This window comes from Nitratiruptor sp. YY09-18 (genome assembly GCF_016593235.1).
Classification (GTDB): domain Bacteria; phylum Campylobacterota; class Campylobacteria; order Campylobacterales; family Nitratiruptoraceae; genus Nitratiruptor.
The window spans coordinates 1,027,733-1,045,464 of the sequence record NZ_AP023065.1 but is presented as its reverse complement, the minus strand read 5'-3'; the positions used below and the strand labels follow the sequence as shown (position 1 = coordinate 1,045,464).

The 17,732-nt window shown below is 38.4% G+C and carries 22 protein-coding genes; 18 read left to right on the top strand and 4 right to left on the bottom strand.

The genetic code is table 11. From position 1 onward, the window contains the following. Positions 1-115: 115 nt before the first annotated feature. From JG734_RS05640 to JG734_RS05570, 15 genes are all read left to right on the top strand, one after another. On the top strand, positions 116-1,915 hold the full coding sequence (locus tag JG734_RS05640) for a menaquinone biosynthesis decarboxylase (RefSeq protein WP_201332329.1): 1,800 nt from the start codon (positions 116-118) through the stop codon (positions 1,913-1,915). Beyond that, positions 1,881-2,366 carry a methylated-DNA--[protein]-cysteine S-methyltransferase gene (locus JG734_RS05635; RefSeq protein ID WP_201332328.1) on the top strand — a complete coding sequence of 162 codons (486 nt, stop codon included), beginning with the start codon at positions 1,881-1,883 and terminating at the stop codon, positions 2,364-2,366. The genes JG734_RS05640 and JG734_RS05635 overlap by 35 nt, the downstream gene beginning before the upstream one ends. Continuing rightward, positions 2,345-2,590: an RNA-binding S4 domain-containing protein gene (locus tag JG734_RS05630; protein WP_201332327.1), complete on the top strand. Its 246-nt coding sequence runs from the start codon at positions 2,345-2,347 to the stop codon at positions 2,588-2,590. The genes JG734_RS05635 and JG734_RS05630 overlap by 22 nt, the downstream gene beginning before the upstream one ends. After that, positions 2,590-3,552 (top strand): anthranilate phosphoribosyltransferase, encoded by a 963-nt coding sequence (gene trpD, locus JG734_RS05625; protein ID WP_201332326.1) that lies wholly within the window; start codon positions 2,590-2,592, stop codon positions 3,550-3,552. Before JG734_RS05630 ends, trpD begins: the two co-directional genes overlap by 1 nt. After that, entirely contained in the window at positions 3,549-3,941 is a 393-nt protein-coding gene (gene tsaE / locus JG734_RS05620) for a tRNA (adenosine(37)-N6)-threonylcarbamoyltransferase complex ATPase subunit type 1 TsaE (RefSeq protein WP_201332325.1), read from the top strand. The genes trpD and tsaE overlap by 4 nt, the downstream gene beginning before the upstream one ends. After that, on the top strand, positions 3,926-4,648 hold the full coding sequence (gene lptB, locus JG734_RS05615) for an LPS export ABC transporter ATP-binding protein (protein WP_201332324.1): 723 nt from the start codon (positions 3,926-3,928) through the stop codon (positions 4,646-4,648). The genes tsaE and lptB overlap by 16 nt, the downstream gene beginning before the upstream one ends. Beyond that, positions 4,626-5,366 (top strand): TIGR02757 family protein, encoded by a 741-nt coding sequence (locus tag JG734_RS05610; protein ID WP_236586802.1) that lies wholly within the window; start codon positions 4,626-4,628, stop codon positions 5,364-5,366. The genes lptB and JG734_RS05610 overlap by 23 nt, the downstream gene beginning before the upstream one ends. A 44-nt stretch (positions 5,367-5,410) precedes the next feature. Beyond that, on the top strand, positions 5,411-6,091 hold the full coding sequence (locus tag JG734_RS05605) for a F0F1 ATP synthase subunit A (RefSeq protein ID WP_201332323.1): 681 nt from the start codon (positions 5,411-5,413) through the stop codon (positions 6,089-6,091). Between the two features lie 3 nt (positions 6,092-6,094). After that, complete coding sequence (locus JG734_RS05600) at positions 6,095-6,358, top strand: hypothetical protein (RefSeq protein ID WP_201332322.1); 264 nt, start codon at positions 6,095-6,097, stop codon at positions 6,356-6,358. Next, positions 6,279-6,920, top strand: a complete 642-nt coding sequence (locus JG734_RS05595) for a thiamine phosphate synthase (RefSeq protein ID WP_201333921.1) — start codon at positions 6,279-6,281, stop codon at positions 6,918-6,920. Before JG734_RS05600 ends, JG734_RS05595 begins: the two co-directional genes overlap by 80 nt. 65 nt (positions 6,921-6,985) lie before the next feature. After that, positions 6,986-8,416, top strand: coding sequence for an Asp-tRNA(Asn)/Glu-tRNA(Gln) amidotransferase subunit GatB (gene gatB / locus JG734_RS05590; protein WP_201332321.1), 1,431 nt, complete (start codon positions 6,986-6,988; stop codon positions 8,414-8,416). Beyond that, the gene (locus JG734_RS05585; protein WP_201332320.1) at positions 8,416-9,999 is read left to right on the top strand and encodes a potassium channel protein; all 1,584 of its coding nucleotides are present in this window, start codon (positions 8,416-8,418) and stop codon (positions 9,997-9,999) included. The genes gatB and JG734_RS05585 overlap by 1 nt, the downstream gene beginning before the upstream one ends. Next, complete coding sequence (locus tag JG734_RS05580; RefSeq protein WP_201332319.1) at positions 9,986-10,690, top strand: TrkA family potassium uptake protein; 705 nt, start codon at positions 9,986-9,988, stop codon at positions 10,688-10,690. Before JG734_RS05585 ends, JG734_RS05580 begins: the two co-directional genes overlap by 14 nt. Beyond that, entirely contained in the window at positions 10,687-11,577 is an 891-nt protein-coding gene (locus JG734_RS05575; RefSeq protein WP_201332318.1) for an NAD(P)H-dependent glycerol-3-phosphate dehydrogenase, read from the top strand. The genes JG734_RS05580 and JG734_RS05575 overlap by 4 nt, the downstream gene beginning before the upstream one ends. Continuing rightward, positions 11,578-12,297 (top strand): HDOD domain-containing protein, encoded by a 720-nt coding sequence (locus JG734_RS05570; protein ID WP_201332317.1) that lies wholly within the window; start codon positions 11,578-11,580, stop codon positions 12,295-12,297. On the opposite strand, the gene JG734_RS05565 is transcribed toward JG734_RS05570, so the two are convergent. Continuing rightward, the gene (locus JG734_RS05565; protein ID WP_201332316.1) at positions 12,294-13,256 is read right to left on the bottom strand and encodes an NAD(P)-binding domain-containing protein; all 963 of its coding nucleotides are present in this window, start codon (positions 13,254-13,256) and stop codon (positions 12,294-12,296) included. The two genes, JG734_RS05570 and JG734_RS05565, sit on opposite strands and share 4 nt — an antisense overlap. Before the next feature lie 122 nt (positions 13,257-13,378). Here JG734_RS05565 and JG734_RS05560 point away from each other — a divergent pair, with 122 nt between their 5' ends. Then, a complete protein-coding gene (locus JG734_RS05560; RefSeq protein ID WP_201332315.1) occupies positions 13,379-14,614 on the top strand; it encodes a glutamate-5-semialdehyde dehydrogenase in 1,236 nt (411 codons plus the stop codon). A gap of 22 nt (positions 14,615-14,636) precedes the next feature. Here the strand turns inward: JG734_RS05560 and JG734_RS05555 are convergent, their stop codons facing one another. Next, positions 14,637-15,068 (bottom strand): glycine zipper 2TM domain-containing protein, encoded by a 432-nt coding sequence (locus JG734_RS05555; protein WP_201332314.1) that lies wholly within the window; start codon positions 15,066-15,068, stop codon positions 14,637-14,639. Between the two features lie 88 nt (positions 15,069-15,156). Between JG734_RS05555 and JG734_RS05550 the strand changes: the two genes are divergently transcribed. Together JG734_RS05550 and JG734_RS05545 are read left to right on the top strand one after the other, a co-directional pair. Then, positions 15,157-15,489 carry a zinc ribbon domain-containing protein YjdM gene (locus JG734_RS05550; RefSeq protein ID WP_201332313.1) on the top strand — a complete coding sequence of 111 codons (333 nt, stop codon included), beginning with the start codon at positions 15,157-15,159 and terminating at the stop codon, positions 15,487-15,489. Continuing rightward, on the top strand, positions 15,486-16,064 hold the full coding sequence (locus JG734_RS05545) for an ABC transporter ATP-binding protein (protein WP_201332312.1): 579 nt from the start codon (positions 15,486-15,488) through the stop codon (positions 16,062-16,064). The genes JG734_RS05550 and JG734_RS05545 overlap by 4 nt, the downstream gene beginning before the upstream one ends. On the opposite strand, the gene JG734_RS05540 is transcribed toward JG734_RS05545, so the two are convergent. Together JG734_RS05540 and JG734_RS05535 are read right to left on the bottom strand one after the other, a co-directional pair. Continuing rightward, a complete protein-coding gene (locus JG734_RS05540; RefSeq protein ID WP_201332311.1) occupies positions 16,046-16,741 on the bottom strand; it encodes a 1-acyl-sn-glycerol-3-phosphate acyltransferase in 696 nt (231 codons plus the stop codon). The genes JG734_RS05545 and JG734_RS05540 overlap by 19 nt on opposite strands. Further along, a complete protein-coding gene (locus JG734_RS05535) occupies positions 16,719-17,696 on the bottom strand; it encodes a hypothetical protein (RefSeq protein WP_201332310.1) in 978 nt (325 codons plus the stop codon). The genes JG734_RS05540 and JG734_RS05535 overlap by 23 nt, the downstream gene beginning before the upstream one ends. Between the last annotated feature and the right edge of the window lie 36 nt (positions 17,697-17,732).

The following is a 17,732-nucleotide window of genomic DNA, read 5'->3' as shown; positions in this document are numbered from 1 at the left end:
TATTGCTAATGTATCACAAATAAGATAAAAAAAGTCTTATTTAGCCTATTTAAAATAAGACAAAATATATCCTATTTAAATTATGTTAAAATTTTTTGCAAAAAAGGCCGCTTTTATGGATGTAATCGATTTTCTCAAGCAGCATAGCAATCTCAAAATTATTGAAGATGAACTCGATGTCAATCTCGAAATTCCTCATATCGCCTATATAGAAGTGAAAAAAGAAGATTCAAGACCGATTCTTTTTACAAATCCTGTAGATCGAAAACTGGACAAAAAATATGATTTTCCGGTATTGATGAATATTTTTGCTAATTTTGAGCTTACTACAAAAATTCTTGGAAAGCACCCTGATAAAATTGCCAAAGAGATAGAAGAGCTTTTACACCTTAAACCTCCCTCAACATGGAAAGAAAAACTGGATCTTCTCTCAACTCTTTTTAGAATGAAAAATGTTTTTCCAAAAAGGCTTGATCAAAAGGGGGATTGCCAAGAAATTGAAATCGATTCACTCCATGAACTACCGATTTTAAAAACATGGCCTGAAGATGGTGGAAAATTTATAACTACTGGCCAAGTTTATACCAAAGATTTGCACTCAAATGTGCAAAATGTAGGGATGTATCGACTGCAAGTCTATGATGACATGCGCCTTGGAATGCATTGGCAAATTCATAAAGATGGTGCACATTTTTTCCATGAGTATAAAAAGGCTGGTAAGAAGATGCCAGTGACTATAGCAATTGGTGGAGATCCTCTCTATATATGGTGTGGACAAGCACCGATGCCTCCAAAGGTTTTTGAACTATTACTTTATGGTTTCATTCGCAATCAAAATCCTGAGCTTATAAAATCTTTAACAAATGATATATGGATTCCAAAAGATGTAGATTTCGTAATTGAAGGATATGTAGATCCAAATAATTTTGAGATTGAAGGCCCCTTTGGAGACCATACAGGTTACTATACATTGCCTGAACCATTTCCGGTTATGGAAGTAACAAAAATTACAGCCAAGAAAAATCCAGTCTTTACTGCAACCGTCGTTGGAAAACCGCCTTTGGAAGATAAATATATGGGATGGGGAACAGAGCGGATTTTTCTACCGCTTCTCAAAACCACTGCTAGCGACTTAATAGATTATCATATGCCAGAAAATGGGGTATTTCACAATCTCATCTTAGCAAAAATGGATGTACGTTATCCAGCCCATGCGAAGCAGTTTATGCACGCTTTTTGGGGAGTGGGGCAGATGAGTTTTGTAAAACACGCAATTTTTATGGATAAAGATGCTCCAGATTTGACAGACTATGAAGCAGTTACCCACCATATCTGCAATCGTCTTTCACCAAAAAATATTTTAATCAGTGAAGGGGTAGTGGATCATCTTGATCACTCCAGCCCAAGACAGTTTGAGGGTGGAAAACTTGGGATTGATGCAACTGGTGAAGAGGTAAAAGAGGGAGTGGAAGAGCTTTTAAGCGATGAAGAACTTCTTGAGAAATTGCAAAGCATTGATGGCAACTTCTTGGATGTAAAACAGTATATGACAAATACCAAAAATCCTCTTGTCGTTGCGGCGTATAAAAAAGAAAAAAGTCTTCAAACTCTTTTTGAAAAATTTGGTGCTTTGCAAAAGCATTGTAAAGTATTGATTGTTGTAAATGATTGTGATGATCTTGATAACCCTTATATGCTTGTGTGGCGAGTTGTGAATAATATCGACGCACAAAGAGATGTGGTTTTGGAACCGTTTATCATGGTTGATGGGACAAATAAAGATCCTAAGATCGATACGTTTGACAGAGAATGGCCTCCTGATGTTGTGTGTGACAAAGAGGTTATTAAGAGTTTAAGAGAAAGAGGGATTTTGGATATAGATGAAGCATTCATTAAAAAATATGGAATTGTATAAAGGTTATTATGTTTCACCAATAGGTATCATTGAAATTGTAGCGAATGATCAAAATCTTATGCAGATTCATTTTGTGCAGGAGCAAAGTGAAGAAAAGATGAATGAATTTATTCTGGAATCGAAAGAGTGGCTTAGGAACTATTTTTCGAAAAAAATAGTTCCCTTTCCTGTGCCACTGGCAGAAGCAAAACGCGATTTTTCACAAAGAGTGAGAGAAGTCGTACAAGATATTCCATTTGGTTCTTGTTTGACATATCAAGAAGTGGCAAGACGAAGTGGAAATGCAAAAGCTTCCCAGGCTGTAGGTCAGATTATGAAGCATAATCCTTTTGCCATTATCGTGCCTTGTCATAGAGTTATTTCAAAACAAGGTATGGGTGGCTATAATGGTGGCATTGAAATCAAAAAAGCATTATTGGAGTTTGAAGGGTGCGAATCGATAAGTTTATGAATGCAGTCAATATAGTAAAAAGAAGAAGCGTTGCACAGGATATGATCAAAAATGAGGTTGTTTTGCTCAATGGCCTGGTGGCAAAAGCGAGCAAAGATGTCAAAATAGGAGATATCATTACCATTAAGTATCTTAAAGGAGATAAAAGCTACAAAGTTTTAGCGATTCCTACCACAAAAAATGTTCCAAAAGCAAGAATGCATGAATATGTAGAGGAGCTTTAATGTTTGAAAAACTGTTTAACAATGAACTCAGTGAGCAAGAAGCAAGAGCATTTTTAATTGAACTCTATAAAAAAGGTGAGAGTGCCGAAGATATTGCAGAGGCTGCAAAAATTATGCGAGAGCACTCGATCAAACTTCCGATTCCTAAAACTTTGCAAGAAAAGCTTATCGATGTAGTTGGGACAGGTGGCGATAAGAGTGGCAGTTTCAATGTTTCAAGCACTGTGGCTTTGCTGTTGCCGTCACTTGGCAGTTATGTTGCCAAACATGGCAATAGAAGCATCACCAGTAAAAGTGGCAGTGCAGATATGCTTGAAGCGCTTGGAATCAATCTTGATCTTGATGTCAATAAGCAGGTGGAAATGCTTAAGCGCACAGGTTTTTGCTTTATATTTGCAAAAAATCACCATCCAGTAATGAAACATATCATGCCAATTCGAAGATCCATTCCCCACAGAACCATTTTTAATATTTTAGGACCTTTGACCAACCCTGCAGGGGCAAAGAAGTATCTTTTGGGGGTATTTGATAAAGAGTATGTTCCAAAAATGGCACAAGCACTTGTGGAGCTTGGTGCGAAGCGAGCTTTGGTGGTGGCAAGCGAAGAGGGTATGGATGAGATAAGTATCAGCGGTAAAACCTATATAGCAGAAATTATCAACAAAGATATTCGCTACTTTGAGATAGTTCCGGAGGATTTTGGACTTACAAGAGCATCTTTTGAAGAGATTAAAGGTGCAGATGCCACCCACAATGCAAAGATAACATGCGACATTATTGAGGGCAAACTCCATGGAGCAAAGCGTGATATGGTGCTCCTCAATGCTGGGGCAGCACTCTATGCTGATGGGAAAGCTGCTTCAATCAAAGAGGGTATTGCCATGGCTGCGAGTGCAATAGATAGCGGTAAAGCGGGCGATAAACTTGATCAAATTATCAAAGTAAGTCAAGAGCTCGCATGAAGGTAGTTGCTGATCTAGCGAATTTAGAGAGTGTAGTTGATTGTATCAAAAAAAGTGGGAAGCATATAATTTTGCTTGAAGGAGATCTTGGGAGTGGCAAAACGACACTTGTAAGAGCCTTTGCAAAGAGTGATGAGGTCACATCACCTACTTTTTCGATCCAGCAGGTATATCCAGGTAGTATTTATCACTATGATCTCTATAATGCCGGATTTGAGAAATTTATGGAGCTGGGGCTCTTTGAAGAGCTAGTAAAAGAGGGATACCATTTCATAGAGTGGCCAAGTGACGAACTCAAAAACTTTCTCAATGCTATAGGATTTGATTATTTGAGTGTAAAAATCAAACCACTCAATGGAAAAAGAGAGTATACATGCACAAACTTATAGCACAAGATCTGTACAAATCTATTAAGGACAAACCCATTGTCAAAGGCGTCAATCTCGAACTGCAAAGTGGTGAAGTAGTAGGGCTTCTAGGACCCAATGGTGCAGGGAAGACTACAACATTTTATATGATATGTGGACTGATTGAACCAACCAAAGGGAAAGTGCTTCTTGATGATCAAGATATTACTTTTGAGCCTCTGCACAAAAAGGCAAAGCTTGGTATCGGCTATCTACCACAAGAATCGAGTGTATTTAAGGATTTGAGTGTAGAAGAGAATCTCCTCATAGCAGCTGAAGCAAATATCAAAAATCCAGAAAAGCGGATGCAAGAGGTAGATAATCTCCTCGAGCTTTTTAATATCGAGCCGATACGTCATAGACTCGGTAGAGCCTTGAGTGGTGGGGAGAGAAGACGATGTGAGATAGCACGCTCGCTCATTATCCATCCTAAGTTTTTGCTCCTTGATGAGCCTTTTGCTGGTGTTGATCCAATAGCAGTAACAGATATTCAAAACATTATCAAAGAGCTCAAGTCTGCAAATATTGGCATTCTCATAACTGATCACAATGTTCGCGAAACGCTCAGCGTGTGTGATAGAGCATACGTACTCAAAGATGGAGAGATACTAGCAAGTGGAACGAGTGAAGAGGTAGCAAACAATGAGCTTGTGAGGAAGCACTACCTTGGAGAGCACTTTCAGTTCTGATCTTCATAGGCTCCTTGAAGAGGCCTATCATACCTTCAATGCGACTTCCATGCTTGGAGCCAATATGCCAGACCCTATCATCGTAGCTCGCAGATATAAAGATGAAAAGATTGCCCTTGTGTGTGCACTCTTTGGCTATGGCAATGCAAAGCAAATACTTAAATTTTTGGAATCTATCGATTTTGGATTACTGCAAAAGCCAAAAAGAGTGAAAAATCTCTACTACCGCTTTCAAAAGAGTGAGGATGTCTATCAACTCTTTTTCACTCTCTCACGCATAGATTCTTTGCAAGAGGCTTTCATGCGTGGCTATAAAGAGAGTGGCGACATTTTACAAGGAGTGCGTACTATACAAGAGGAGCTCTATGCTCTGAGTAGCTATCGCTCTTATGGATATAACTTTTTACTAGGAAAACCTCTAGGGAAAGATCCACATAAACTTGGCACTTATAAGCGTTGGCTCATGTTTTTGCGCTGGATGGTGCGAGATGATGGGATCGATCTGGGACTTTGGAGGGGAGTAAAAAAGAGCGATCTTATTTTGCCACTCGATACGCACACTTTTCGTACTACACAAAAACTAGGTCTTTTAAAGAGAAAAAGTTATGATATGCAAGCAGCCCTTGAAGTGACACACAACCTGCGTAGATATGATGCAGATGATCCGGTCAAATATGATATAGCACTCTATAGACTTGGTCAATTAAAATTAATATAATCAAAGTTTAGATAGAATTAGCAAAAATTAAAAGAGGAGAATTGATGGAAGGGATCTTCACATTTTTCGGGCTCATATCCGAAAATCATACCTTTTTATTCGTTGTGCATATGCTACTTGCAGCACTCTTGGCTCTCATTGTAGGTAAGCTTGCAGTGCGCAATCTCAGAGTTGTCCCTGCAGGATGCCAAAATGTTATGGAAGCCTATTTGCAAGGCGTTATAGGCATGGGAAAAGATGTTATAGGTGAGAGTTATGCGAAAAAGTATCTTCCACTTGTAGCAACACTTGGTCTTTTTATCTTTTTTTCAAACATCATGGAGATAATCCCGGGTTTTGAGCCACCATCTGGGAATATCAACTTCACACTTGCACTTGCAATCATTGTATTTATCTACTACAACTTTGAAGGTATCAGGAAAAATGGTCTAGTACACTACATCGCACATTTTGCTGGTCCTGTGAAGTTGCTTGCACCATTGATGTTTCCTATCGAGATAGTATCTCATATCTCTCGCATCATTTCACTCTCATTCCGACTTTTTGGTAACATTAAAGGTGATGATCTCTTTGTATGGGTACTGTTGATGTTAGCGCCATGGATTGTTCCTCTTCCAGGTTTTGCCCTTATGACATTTAGCGCATTATTGCAGACTTTCATTTTTATGATTTTGACATATGTCTATCTTGCTGGCGCAGTTCTTCTCCATGAGGAGTCTTTATAGGAGATGCGCCTCTATCTTTTAGAAAATGTTATAAATTTTCTTCTTGGACTTTTATGGGCACTGATGGCAATCAGTGCCTTTATACTCTTTACGAGTCTTTTGCATGTTCATATTCTCTATGCTCTAGGTATAGCAGTTTTAGATATTGCATTTTGGCTCTTTGTCATAGTGCTGCTAGAGATGGCAAATCTACAGATACAAGAATATAAAGAGCTGCGTAGACAAACAGCACTCCTGGAGGAGATACACCATAACCTCAAGAGCTAGTTTACTTACTTATCTCATTAGCGATCCTCGCTACTTTGGTACTTCCCCCTGGCAAATCAAGAAAATTCTATCTCTTTCTCATCGATTAAAACGCCCTGATTTAGTCTGTCTACGCAACAAGAAAAGCAAAAATCTCAAAAGAGAAGCAAAAGCTTTTCTCTCTCAAGCTAAAAAACTCAAAATACAAAAGACAATTCTCAATTCCAATATAACTCTTGCAAAGCGTCTTCACTATTTTGGCGTGCATCTTCCTGCAAGTAAAATAGATTACATAAAAGAGGCAAAGAGGGCAAAGCTTTTTGTAATTGTTAGTACGCACAATGAAGAGGAGATGAAAAGAGCCCAAAGAGCCGGTGCAGATATGATCACCTATAGTCCTATATTTCCCACGCCAAATAAAGGTGTACCAAAGGGCGTGAAGAGCTTGCGAAAAATTGTATGCAAAAGCAAAATCCCAGTAATTGCGTTGGGTGGAATAGTGACAAAAAGGCACATTCACAAAATCAAAGCTGCAAGAGCAGCCGGCTTTGCCTCCATTCGCTACTTTGTTTCACCTCTGTAAGCTTTTAATTAATCCCCTTTTTATCAATATTGCAATAAAATAAGAGAAAAAATTAAAGGACTCTGATGGAGTTTGAAGTCGTTATAGGACTCGAAGTACACGTACAGCTCAATACGAAAACAAAGATGTTTTGCTCATGCCCAACAAGTTTTGCAGATACACAAAACAAAAATACATGTCCAACATGTTTGGGGTTACCTGGTGCTTTGCCTGTGATAAATGAAGATGCTGTCAAAAAGGCGATGATGTTTGGTCGTGCAGTCAATGCCACTATCAACAAAACTTCAGTATTCAACCGAAAAAATTACTTCTATCCAGATCTTCCTAAGGGGTATCAGATCAGTCAATTTGATATCCCAATAGTCGAAAATGGGTATCTCTATGTTGACAAAGAGGATGGAAGCAAACGCAAGATCGGAATTACAAGAGCGCACCTTGAAGAGGATGCTGGGAAGAATATCCATGAAGGAAATATTAGTAAAGTAGACCTCAACCGTGCCGGAACGCCACTCCTTGAAATTGTGAGCGAGCCAGATATACGCAGTAGTGAAGAGGCGGTGCAATATCTTAAAAAACTCCATGCAATTGTGCGCTATCTCGATATTAGTGATGCTAATATGCAAGAGGGTTCATTTCGCTGTGATGCCAATGTATCAATCAGACCAAAAGGTGATGAGAAGCTCTATACAAGAGTTGAGATCAAAAATCTCAACTCTTTTCGTTTTATCCAAAGAGCGATAGAGTATGAAATAGAGCGCCATATTGAGGCGTGGGAAGATGGAGTGTATGATCAAGAGGTGGTGCAAGAGACGCGCCTATTTGATACCAACAAAGGTGTAACCCGCAGCATGCGCGGCAAAGAGGAGAGTGCAGACTATCGCTACTTCCCAGACCCAGATCTTCCGCCACTTGTTATTCCAGATGAGTTTTACAAAGAGACAGAAAGTATCCCAGAACTTCCAGATGAGAAAAAAGAGCGCTTCATCAGTGAATATGGAATCAAGCCATACGATGCTGCGCTTTTGGCTGAATCAAAAGAACGCGCTGAGTATTTCGAGCAGATGCTTGCAACTGGGATAGAGCCAAAAAATGCCGTCACGTGGCTTACGGTTGAACTTGCAGCACGACTCAATGAAAAAGGGCTAGAGATCACAGAATCTCCTGTAGATAGCCAAAAACTTGCAAAACTTGTTCAACGTATCGAAGATAAAACGATTAGTGGAAAAGCTGCAAAAGATGTGCTCGATTTTCTCATGGAAAACAGTGTAGATGTGGATGAGGCAATTGATAAACTAGGTCTTAAGCAGATCACTGATATTGGAGCAATAGAGATAATAATAGATGAGATTTTGAGCAACAATGAAGATAAAGTTGCAGAGTACAAATCTGGCAAAGAGAAGCTCTTTGGATTTTTTGTAGGTCAGGTTATGAAAGCGAGTAAAGGAAAAGCAGACCCTAAACTTGTCAATGAACTATTGAGGAAAAAACTTTCATAATGTTTTCTGACCTTCTTGTTAAGCTTGCATTTTTAATAGACAACTCCATTCGCTACCAAAAAATCAAGAGGTTTTTTAAAAACCTCTTGGAAAATGATGAGTATCCTTATAAAAAATATTTCGATTTTTTTATGATTTTTTTGGTAATTTCAAGTGTCATAATCATAATAGATGAGGTAAAACATCCCGTTAATACACTTCTATACTACTATGATGTCTTTTTTGTTACAGGTGTCTTTATCATTGAGTATTTTTTGCGATTATGGGTATATGATGATGTGCATAAGATAATAATCAATGAATATGAAGAATCGGTCTTTTTAGAAAGACCTTTTGATACCAAAAGGGTCATCAAAGAGATCATAAAAAGAAAATTCGAGTATATCTTCTCGCCACTTGCAATAATCGATCTTTTGGCAATATTGCCTAGCTATAGAGAGATTAGAATCCTTCGTATATTTGTTCTTTTTCGCGTTTTTAAACTCTTGCGTTACTCAAGTAATATCACACATTTTTTTGAGGTGCTTGCGTCTAAAAAGACAGAACTTTTTACTCTTTTACTCCTTGTTACTTTCACAGTGCTTGTATCAGGTATCAGTATCTATGTCTTTGAAGAGCATGTCAATCCAAATATCAAAACCCTTTTTGATTCGTTTTATTGGGCATTAGTAACTATTTCAACAGTAGGATATGGGGATATATCTCCTGTAACCCATGAGGGGAGAACAATAACTCTCATAATCATTCTCATAGGTGTGGGACTCATCTCATTTGCTACCTCTATTATTGTTTCGGCATTTAGTGAAAGACTAGAAGATCTCAAAGAGAATAGAGTTTATCACAAAATACATAAACTTGAAGAGTTCTATATTCTGTGTGGATATACCCATATGGCAAAACTTGTAGCAAGGAGGCTGAGTCAAGAAAATATCGATTTTATTATAGTCGATTATGACAGCGATGCTGTTGAAGAGGCTAGAAATGAGGGATATTTAGCAATCCAAAAAGATGCTACCAAACATGAAACATTCAAAAAGATCGATTTTGATAAGGTAGCAGCTGTCATGGCTTTGACAGACAGTGATATGCATAATATCTACATATGCCTCAATATTCGTTCATTTAGTAAAAATGTCTTTATAATAGCAAGAACTATTGACCAAAACTCACAAAAAAAACTTAGCCTTGCTGGTGCAAACTATCTCGTATCACCCTATGTGACAGCTGGGCTTTTTGCAAGTAAGATTATCGATCAGCCAATCGCAATCGAAGCGATGAATGATATTTTAATAGCACGTAAAAATGCTTTATGTGAGCAGATAGAAGTACTACGTGGATCAATGCTTGATGGAGCCAAAGTAGAAGATCTAGCACTGGATAAGTATAAACTCATTCTTTTGGGTGTAGTGAGAATCAACGAGCAAGAAAAAGTCTCCGATAAAAGGCATCAATTCTTTTTTAATCCGCCTCAAGATTTTCTCATCCAGGCTGGTGATATGCTCATTATTTTGGGATACAGTATTAGTATTAGCTATTTTAAATCTCGTGTGGTAGAAAGTAGTTTGGAAAATGCAAAACGGTAATATACTCCTCTTTGGTTACGGGAGATATGGAGAACAGGTTGCTAAAAACCTCGCTTTAGAAGGGTATAATATAATTGTTGCCGAAGAGAATAAAAATGCTCTAAAAAACGCATCAGATGATGGTTTCGAAAATCTCTATGTTTTAAATATACATAATGATGCGCAACTTACTGACATTATTATGGACAATAGAATTGAGAAGGTTTTTTGTGCTTTTGATGATGAAGAGCAAAATATCTACCTCACAATTACACTCAAATCTATTTTTAGACAAATCGAAGTCATTGCTATATGTGAATCGAAAGAGACTGAGCGCAAACTTAAACTAGCTGGAGCCAATAAAGTAATCGATACAATGGTTGTAGCTGCCAATCGACTCTTTTATGTTTTAGAAAAACCAGGTGTAGCAGAGGCTATGGATCAGATATTATTCAAAGATCGATCGATAATATTCAAAGAGATAAGAGTTACACAAGGATCAATTTTTGATGGGAAAAATCTCAAAGATATCGATTTTCAAACTACATATGGTGTGATTGTTATTGGTATGGTTGATAAAGAGCTTGGGAATAGATTTGTCTTTGTAACACGGGGGATCAATCATAAGATTGATGCTGGAGATATTCTCGTTGTCATTGGCAAAAGGGATGATGTGGCAAAATTAGAACAACTCATGAGGGCAAAAGCATGAAGATAGGAATTATTGGTGCAGGGCAGTGGGGGAGTGCACTCTATTTCGCACTCTCACAAAAGAATGAAGTCTATATCACCTCAAGGCATAAACATCAGCTTCCACATTTTGTATCTTTTGACGAGATAAATAAAATCGAGTATCTTGTATTGGTTTTGCCAGCGCAAGTCATAAGGGAGTGGTTAGCTACCCATCCTCTTAGCAAAGAGCATAAAGTCCTCTTGGCTAGTAAAGGGATCGACATCAAGACCAAGAAATTTCTTAACGAGATTTTAGAGGAGTATCTCCCACAGCACAATCTAGCATTTCTCTCTGGACCATCTTTTGCAGCAGAAGTCAAAAAGGGTCTTCCTACAGCAGTAGTGGTGAATTCTTGCAATGAGAAGCTGGCTCAAACATACGCGAAAGCTTTTCCAGATTTTATGAAAGCCTATGTGGATGATGACATAGTGGGAGCTGAGATTGCAGGAGCGTATAAAAATGTGATTGCAATAGCGAGTGGGATCTGTGATGGATTGAATCTAGGCAACAACGCACGAGCTGCACTTTTAGCTAGAGGTCTTGTGGAGATGGAGCGCTTTGCACACCATTTTGGAGCCAAAAAGGATACATTTTTGGGTCTGAGTGGAGCGGGGGATTTATTCCTTACTGCAAGCAGCAAGCTCTCACGCAACTACCGTGTGGGATTGGGGCTTGCTCAGGGAAAAGAACTGCAAACAATTCTTGATGAATTAGGAGAAGTAGCAGAGGGGGTGTATACTTCTGAAGCTATCTTTTCAATTGCCAAAGAGGAAAATATATATACTCCTATAGCCAATGAGGTCTATGCAATTTTACATGGCAAAGATCCTCAGCAAAGTATTATAGATCTGCTTGAAAGGACATAGATGATAGAAGAGATTTTGCAACAGATCGAGCATCTTCCTCCTGTGCCAAATGTAGTCCGAAAGCTTCAAGATCTCTACTATCTTGATGCATATAATGCAACAGATATCGAAGATATCATCATGCAAGATCCCAATCTCGTAGCTGATATTTTACGCATTGTTAACTCTCCCCTTTATGATTTTAGTAGAGAGATAGTAGATATCAGGCAAGCGATTGTACTTTTTGGGTTAGAAAAAATTATAGAGTTCGCTCTGGCCTCTTTTGTGGATAATCTAGGCGCAATTGATCTATCTGCCTATAAAATCAATGAGCAACAGTTTATTAGAAGCGCAAAGCAAAAGAGTGAGATTACATCAAGCTATGTAGAGAGTAAAAGAGAGAAGCTCCTTGCATCAAATACCGCATTTTTGGCTGATGTTTCAAAAGTTATCATTGCAAATTATGTAAAAGAGTATGAAATCAATCTCGATATAGATCCTCAAATGGTTTTCAATGAAGTAGATATACAAGAGAAAGTGGCATTAGGGTTTGATACTATTGAGATTTCAGCTTTGATTTTTGAGAAGTGGAATTTTGATCCTCATATGATTGAATTATTGCAAACATTCAAAAAGCGAGAAAATCCTTTGCAGCTAGCTTTGTATAACGCTAGAGAATTTACAAAACTCGATGGAGATATAGATAAAGAGCGAATGGAAGAGGCAAGTAAAGAGAGTTAATTTGTTATCCTCTCTTTTATACATTTTGCAATAGCAAATCCATGATTGAGCGCTATTGCTATACTACCTCCAGTCTCAGTGACAATATCACCTGCTGCAAAGAGTCCAGGTGTTTTTGTCTCATAATTTTCATCGACAGCCACTTTTTTGCCACCTTCAAGCTCAATCCCACACTTTTTCAAAAACTCTGTAGGCGTTGTGCCACCAATTGCATAGATGATCCTATCATAAATTTCGTTCGATCCATCTGTGAAATTAACTTTTGGCTTACCATGCTCACTCTCCAAAGAAGTGATATCTACTCCGAGTTTAAGCTTTAATTTGCCACTTTTTGCATATTCATCTACGATTTTTTGATTTTCTGGATTGAGACGGGTGAATTTGTCTCTTCTGTAGTTGAGTGTTACATTATTGCTGTCAGCGAGGAAGTAGGCATATTCTGCAGCTGAGTTTCCTCCACCTACCACCAAGATCTTCTCTCCTTTACCGCACTTATCGAGATTAAAATTAACAAACTGCTTGATTGATGGTGGAATTTTGTAGGAGGGTTTATTGGGTTTGCCCATTTTCCCAATTGCTACCACCACATTTTTTGCTAAATACTTATCATTGTTGGTTGTATAAATGATAAAAATATCACCATCTTTTTCTACCTTTTCTACTTCTGTATTAAACATTGTCTCAATCTTATGCTTATCTAAAAGATTGTCAAAAAGATCGAGTGTAGTCTCTTTCGTTCCATCCATGAAGACGATTCGTCCTTCACATTCAACACTTTGACCCATCCAGTCTTTGTCAACTCTTTTATTATCTTTGTAGAAAGTACGGATAGTAGCACTATGATTATCTGCTTTTTCTATGAGGAGAATATCCTTGATTCCAAAAATATAACTCTCAATTGCAGTTCCTATACCAGCGGGACCGGCTCCGATGATTGCAATATCGTAGATTTTATCCATCAAAAATCCTTATAATTTTTTCTATTATGAACCTTCAATTCTTAAGAGTAGCTAAATGGCCCTTTTAATAGCTCAAAAAGTGCAAAATTGCTACAATAGTAAAAAAACGAACAGGAGGTTTTATGGAAAAGTTTTTACAAAAAGCAAAAAAAAGCAGCGCAGACCTACTTAAACTCAAAAGCGGAGAAAAAAAGGAGATTCTTTTGCAAATGGCTGATGCTATAGATACAAACACAAAGGCCATCTTAGAAGCAAACACCGTCGATATGGAGAATGCTGAGCGTACAAATCTCTCACCAGCACTAAAAGACAGACTCTATCTTGATGAGAAAAGAGTTGCTGCAATGGCACAATCAGTAAGAGAGATTGCAATGCTTAAAGAGCCAGTAGGTAGAGTACTTGATGGTTGGGAGATTGAAAATGGGCTGCGAATCGAGAAGGTATCTATTCCCATCGGTGTTATTGGAATCATCTATGAGTCTCGGCCAAATGTGACAAGTGATGCAGCTGCTCTTTGCTTCAAATCAAGCAATGTGGTTATCCTCAAAGGTGGCAAAGAAGCCCAACACTCCAATGAAGCGATAGCAAAAGTGCTCCAAGATGTATTAGAAAAAAACAATCTTCCAAAAGAGATCATAGCACTCTTGCCTGATTATAGCCGTGAAGGGGTGAGTAGGCTTATTAAGATGGATAAGTATGTCGATCTTATCATTCCTCGTGGTGGGGAAGCCCTCATTCGCTATGTGAGTGAAAATGCTACAGTGCCTGTTGTCAAACACGACAAAGGTCTATGCCATACATATATCGATAAAGATGCCGATTTTGACAAGGCTATCAAAATAGCAGTCAATGCAAAAGTGCAGCGTCCTGGTGTATGCAATGCGATGGAGACACTTTTGGTTGATTATGCTATCAAAGATGAGATTCTTCTCCCACTCTATGAGGCTTTTAAACCCTATGAGACACTGCTCAAAGGCTGCAGTCTCACACGCGAAGTGATAGATGTAAAAGAGGCAAGCGAAGAGGATTTTCATACAGAGTATTTAGAGAACATTCTTTCAATCAAAGTAGTCGATGGTGTTGATGGAGCTATTGAACATATACGCAAATATGGCAGTGGTCACAGTGAAGCGATAGTGACAGAAAACTATACTACAGCTGAAAAGTTTCTCAATGAAGTAGATGCAGCATGTGTCTATGTCAATGCTTCAACACGTTTTACTGATGGGGGAGTTTTTGGCTTTGGAGCTGAAGTTGGAATATCAACCAATAAACTCCATGCACGAGGTCCTATGGGGATCAATGATCTGACAACATACAAATATAAAATCTATGGAGAGGGACAGATTCGAGAATAATTTTTTTAAAAGAGTATAGAGCTTACAGAGGCTCTACACTCTCGATACGTCCATTGTTCATAATGATGCGAACTCTTTGGCCTGGATAAAACTGTTTTCCTTTGACAACAACCACAACTCTTCTGCCATTGTTGAGTCTAATGAAAAGCTCTTGCGCATTTGCTTTTGCTACTTGGCTTCCTACATACATACCTGATAACCCACCAGCAAGTGTAGCAAGTGTATTGCCTTTGCCTTCTCCTACGAGTGATCCCAAAACTGCTCCAGTTATTGCACCCAAAAAGGCGCCTGTCCCATTATCCTTGATAGCCACAGGGCGAATGGAGACAATTTTGCCCTCTTTGTAATGGAGCAATTGGTGGGTAGCTTCTGGGCTATACTCTGGTGTGCCAGTTTGTGCACAACCTGCTAAGATGAAGAGAATTGGTAACAGTGTAGCAAATAACTTTTTCATGGTGCTCCTTTGAGTGATTTTTAATAATTATAGAGAAAAAAGATTACGCAAAAATTGGAGTATAATTACAAGAAAAAAAAGGAAATGTATGAGTCTACCAAAATGTCCAAAATGTGGAAGCGAATATGTCTATGAAGATGGAGTGCTTTTAGTGTGTCCTGAGTGCGGGTTTGAATTTAGCAAAAATTTTCAAGCCCAAGAGGAGGGCCTTGTAGTCAAAGATGCACACGGTAATATCCTCAAAGATGGAGATGATGTGATTGTTACAAAAGATCTCAAAGTAAAAGGTGCTAGCGGATCTATCAAGGCTGGAACAAAAGTGAAAAATATCCGTCTGTGTGAGGGAGATCACAACATCGACTGTAAAGTTCCTGGATTTGGTGCTATGAAGCTCAAAAGCGAGTTTGTCAAAAAAGCATGAGAGTCTTAGAGATCGAGGGGCTGTGCTTTGCGTATGGCAAGAAACTCATATATGATGATTTTTCTTTGCATGTAGATCAAGGTGAAATAGTTGCTCTTGTAGGACCTAGTGGTGTTGGTAAGAGCACACTCTTTGAGCTTATTGCTGGATTTTTACAACCACAAAAAGGCATCATCACAAAAAAGAGATTTAGCCTCATCTTTCAAGATCCTTACACCTCATTTCACCCTTCATACACAATCCTCAATCAAATTGAAGATGTAGCTGATACTCAGGGGATCGAAGAGGTGGCAAAGAGGATGGATATCGATCCACAGCTTCTCAAAAAACTTCCCCATGAACTTAGCGGTGGTCAACTCCAGCGTTGCTCCATTTTACGTGCTATGATGATGCAGCCACAACTTTTGCTTGCTGATGAGCCTACAAGCGCACTTGATAACATTACTAGTCTGAAAGTGATGAAATTGCTTTTGGAGTATCTTGATGAGGTAGGGATCTTGCTCATTACGCATGATATTGCATTAGCAAAGTGGTGTGCAGATAGGATCATCGAGCTTCAGCCACAAAGCTCTTGACGCTCCTTATCTAGTATTTCTTGCATTTTTTCTCGAAGCTCTTTCAACCATTCAGTTTGTGGATCTGGCGTAAAACTTGGCAAATATTTTACTTTGATTATTCCAGTATTTAGCTCAAGTGTTTTACTATTAAATCGCTCTCTTGCACATACTATCACAACAGGTTGAACTTTGAGATGGAGCTTTTCAGCTATTATTTTGGCTCCCGGTTTAAAGGGAAGGAGTTTATTGCCTCTGGCACGTGTCCCTTCAGGAAAGATGGCTATGACTTTATGCTGTGATTTTTCTTTAGACTCTTTGAGAAGATGGACAAGAGATTTTCTATCTTCACGATCGAGGCGAATATTGTCAGGGAGCTTAAGCAGCAGGCCAAAAAATGGCATATCAAAAAGCTCTTTTTTTGCTATCCAGACCATATCGTAAGGATAGGTAGCCTCGATAACAGGAATATCGATGAGGCTGGAGTGGTTCATGATAAGCATTTTGGCTTGCGGGTCGATATGACCTTCAGTAATTACTTTGATACCCAGGAGTTTCAAAATAGAGCGCGTGAAAAATGTTTTGATTTTCTTATAATGCCTTTTTGGTAAGAGTAAAAATGCAAATATATTGAGTGTGACACAAATAATGATGACTAGAGCTGCATAGGCTCCTCTAATTTTTGCAAAGATCTTCATCTCTTACCCATCCCACTTTCTTCTCGTCAAGTTTTATTTTGCTATAACCATTGACTTCATTAAGCTTCATATAGCTTCGTTGATGGTGATTGATCTCAAAGACAGTACTTTTTTTAGTAGGGAGTATATAGATTTTGGCTCCCTGTTTTACGCAGATTTTTTGCAATGGAATAGCTATATAGATAGCAATTCCAGCAACCAAAAGTGTCAAAAAGCCAAGAAGATAGGAGCGCTTGAGAATTGCAATGATGAGAAATAGAACAGAAACGAAGAGAGTTCCAATAATTTTGATTTTTTTATTTTTATCCTCTGTGGGGTTCAAATCGGACTGGGTGCTAACAATCTCATCCCTTACTATAATATCAAAGAAGAGCTTGTGAAAATCTCTAGAATCAGTGTTGAAGTAGCTGATACGAAATTTTGTGATATTTGCTGGAATAAAAGCGTAGTAGAGGAGTGTTGCAGTTGGAAAATCTTCTTGGAGCTCCTTTTTGTGTTGTTTGAGAGCAAATGGGATATAAAAATCCTCTAAATTTGCATACTTTCCTTTTATTTTGAGGACTATAAGATTGTTGTTTTTATCAAACTGTACACTTTTATGTGAAATAATCTGCAGGTCTTTTGCCAAGACATTGCAAAAATCTAAGGGAGGAGATAGCTTTTGTACATTGAGCGACTCTCCAGCAAGTCTATAATCATTGATGATAATATCTGGGAGTTTTGCATTCACAGCAGTGACTTTAAAGTAGAGAGTTTTGTAATAGTACAGATCATCCTTTGAGAGTGGGGCTTTATCATATTTGAGTGTTACATTTTCTCCACCCTCATATGATAGTACTAAATCCTGTACCTTGTTTGTGGTGATAAATCGGATAGTGACGGGGAAAATCTGATTGACATAGACAATTTGTGGGATTTTGCTCCACTCTGCCAGTACAGAAGAGAAGACTGGCATGCTTAAAAAGAGTGTAAGAAGAAAAAGATGTAAGAG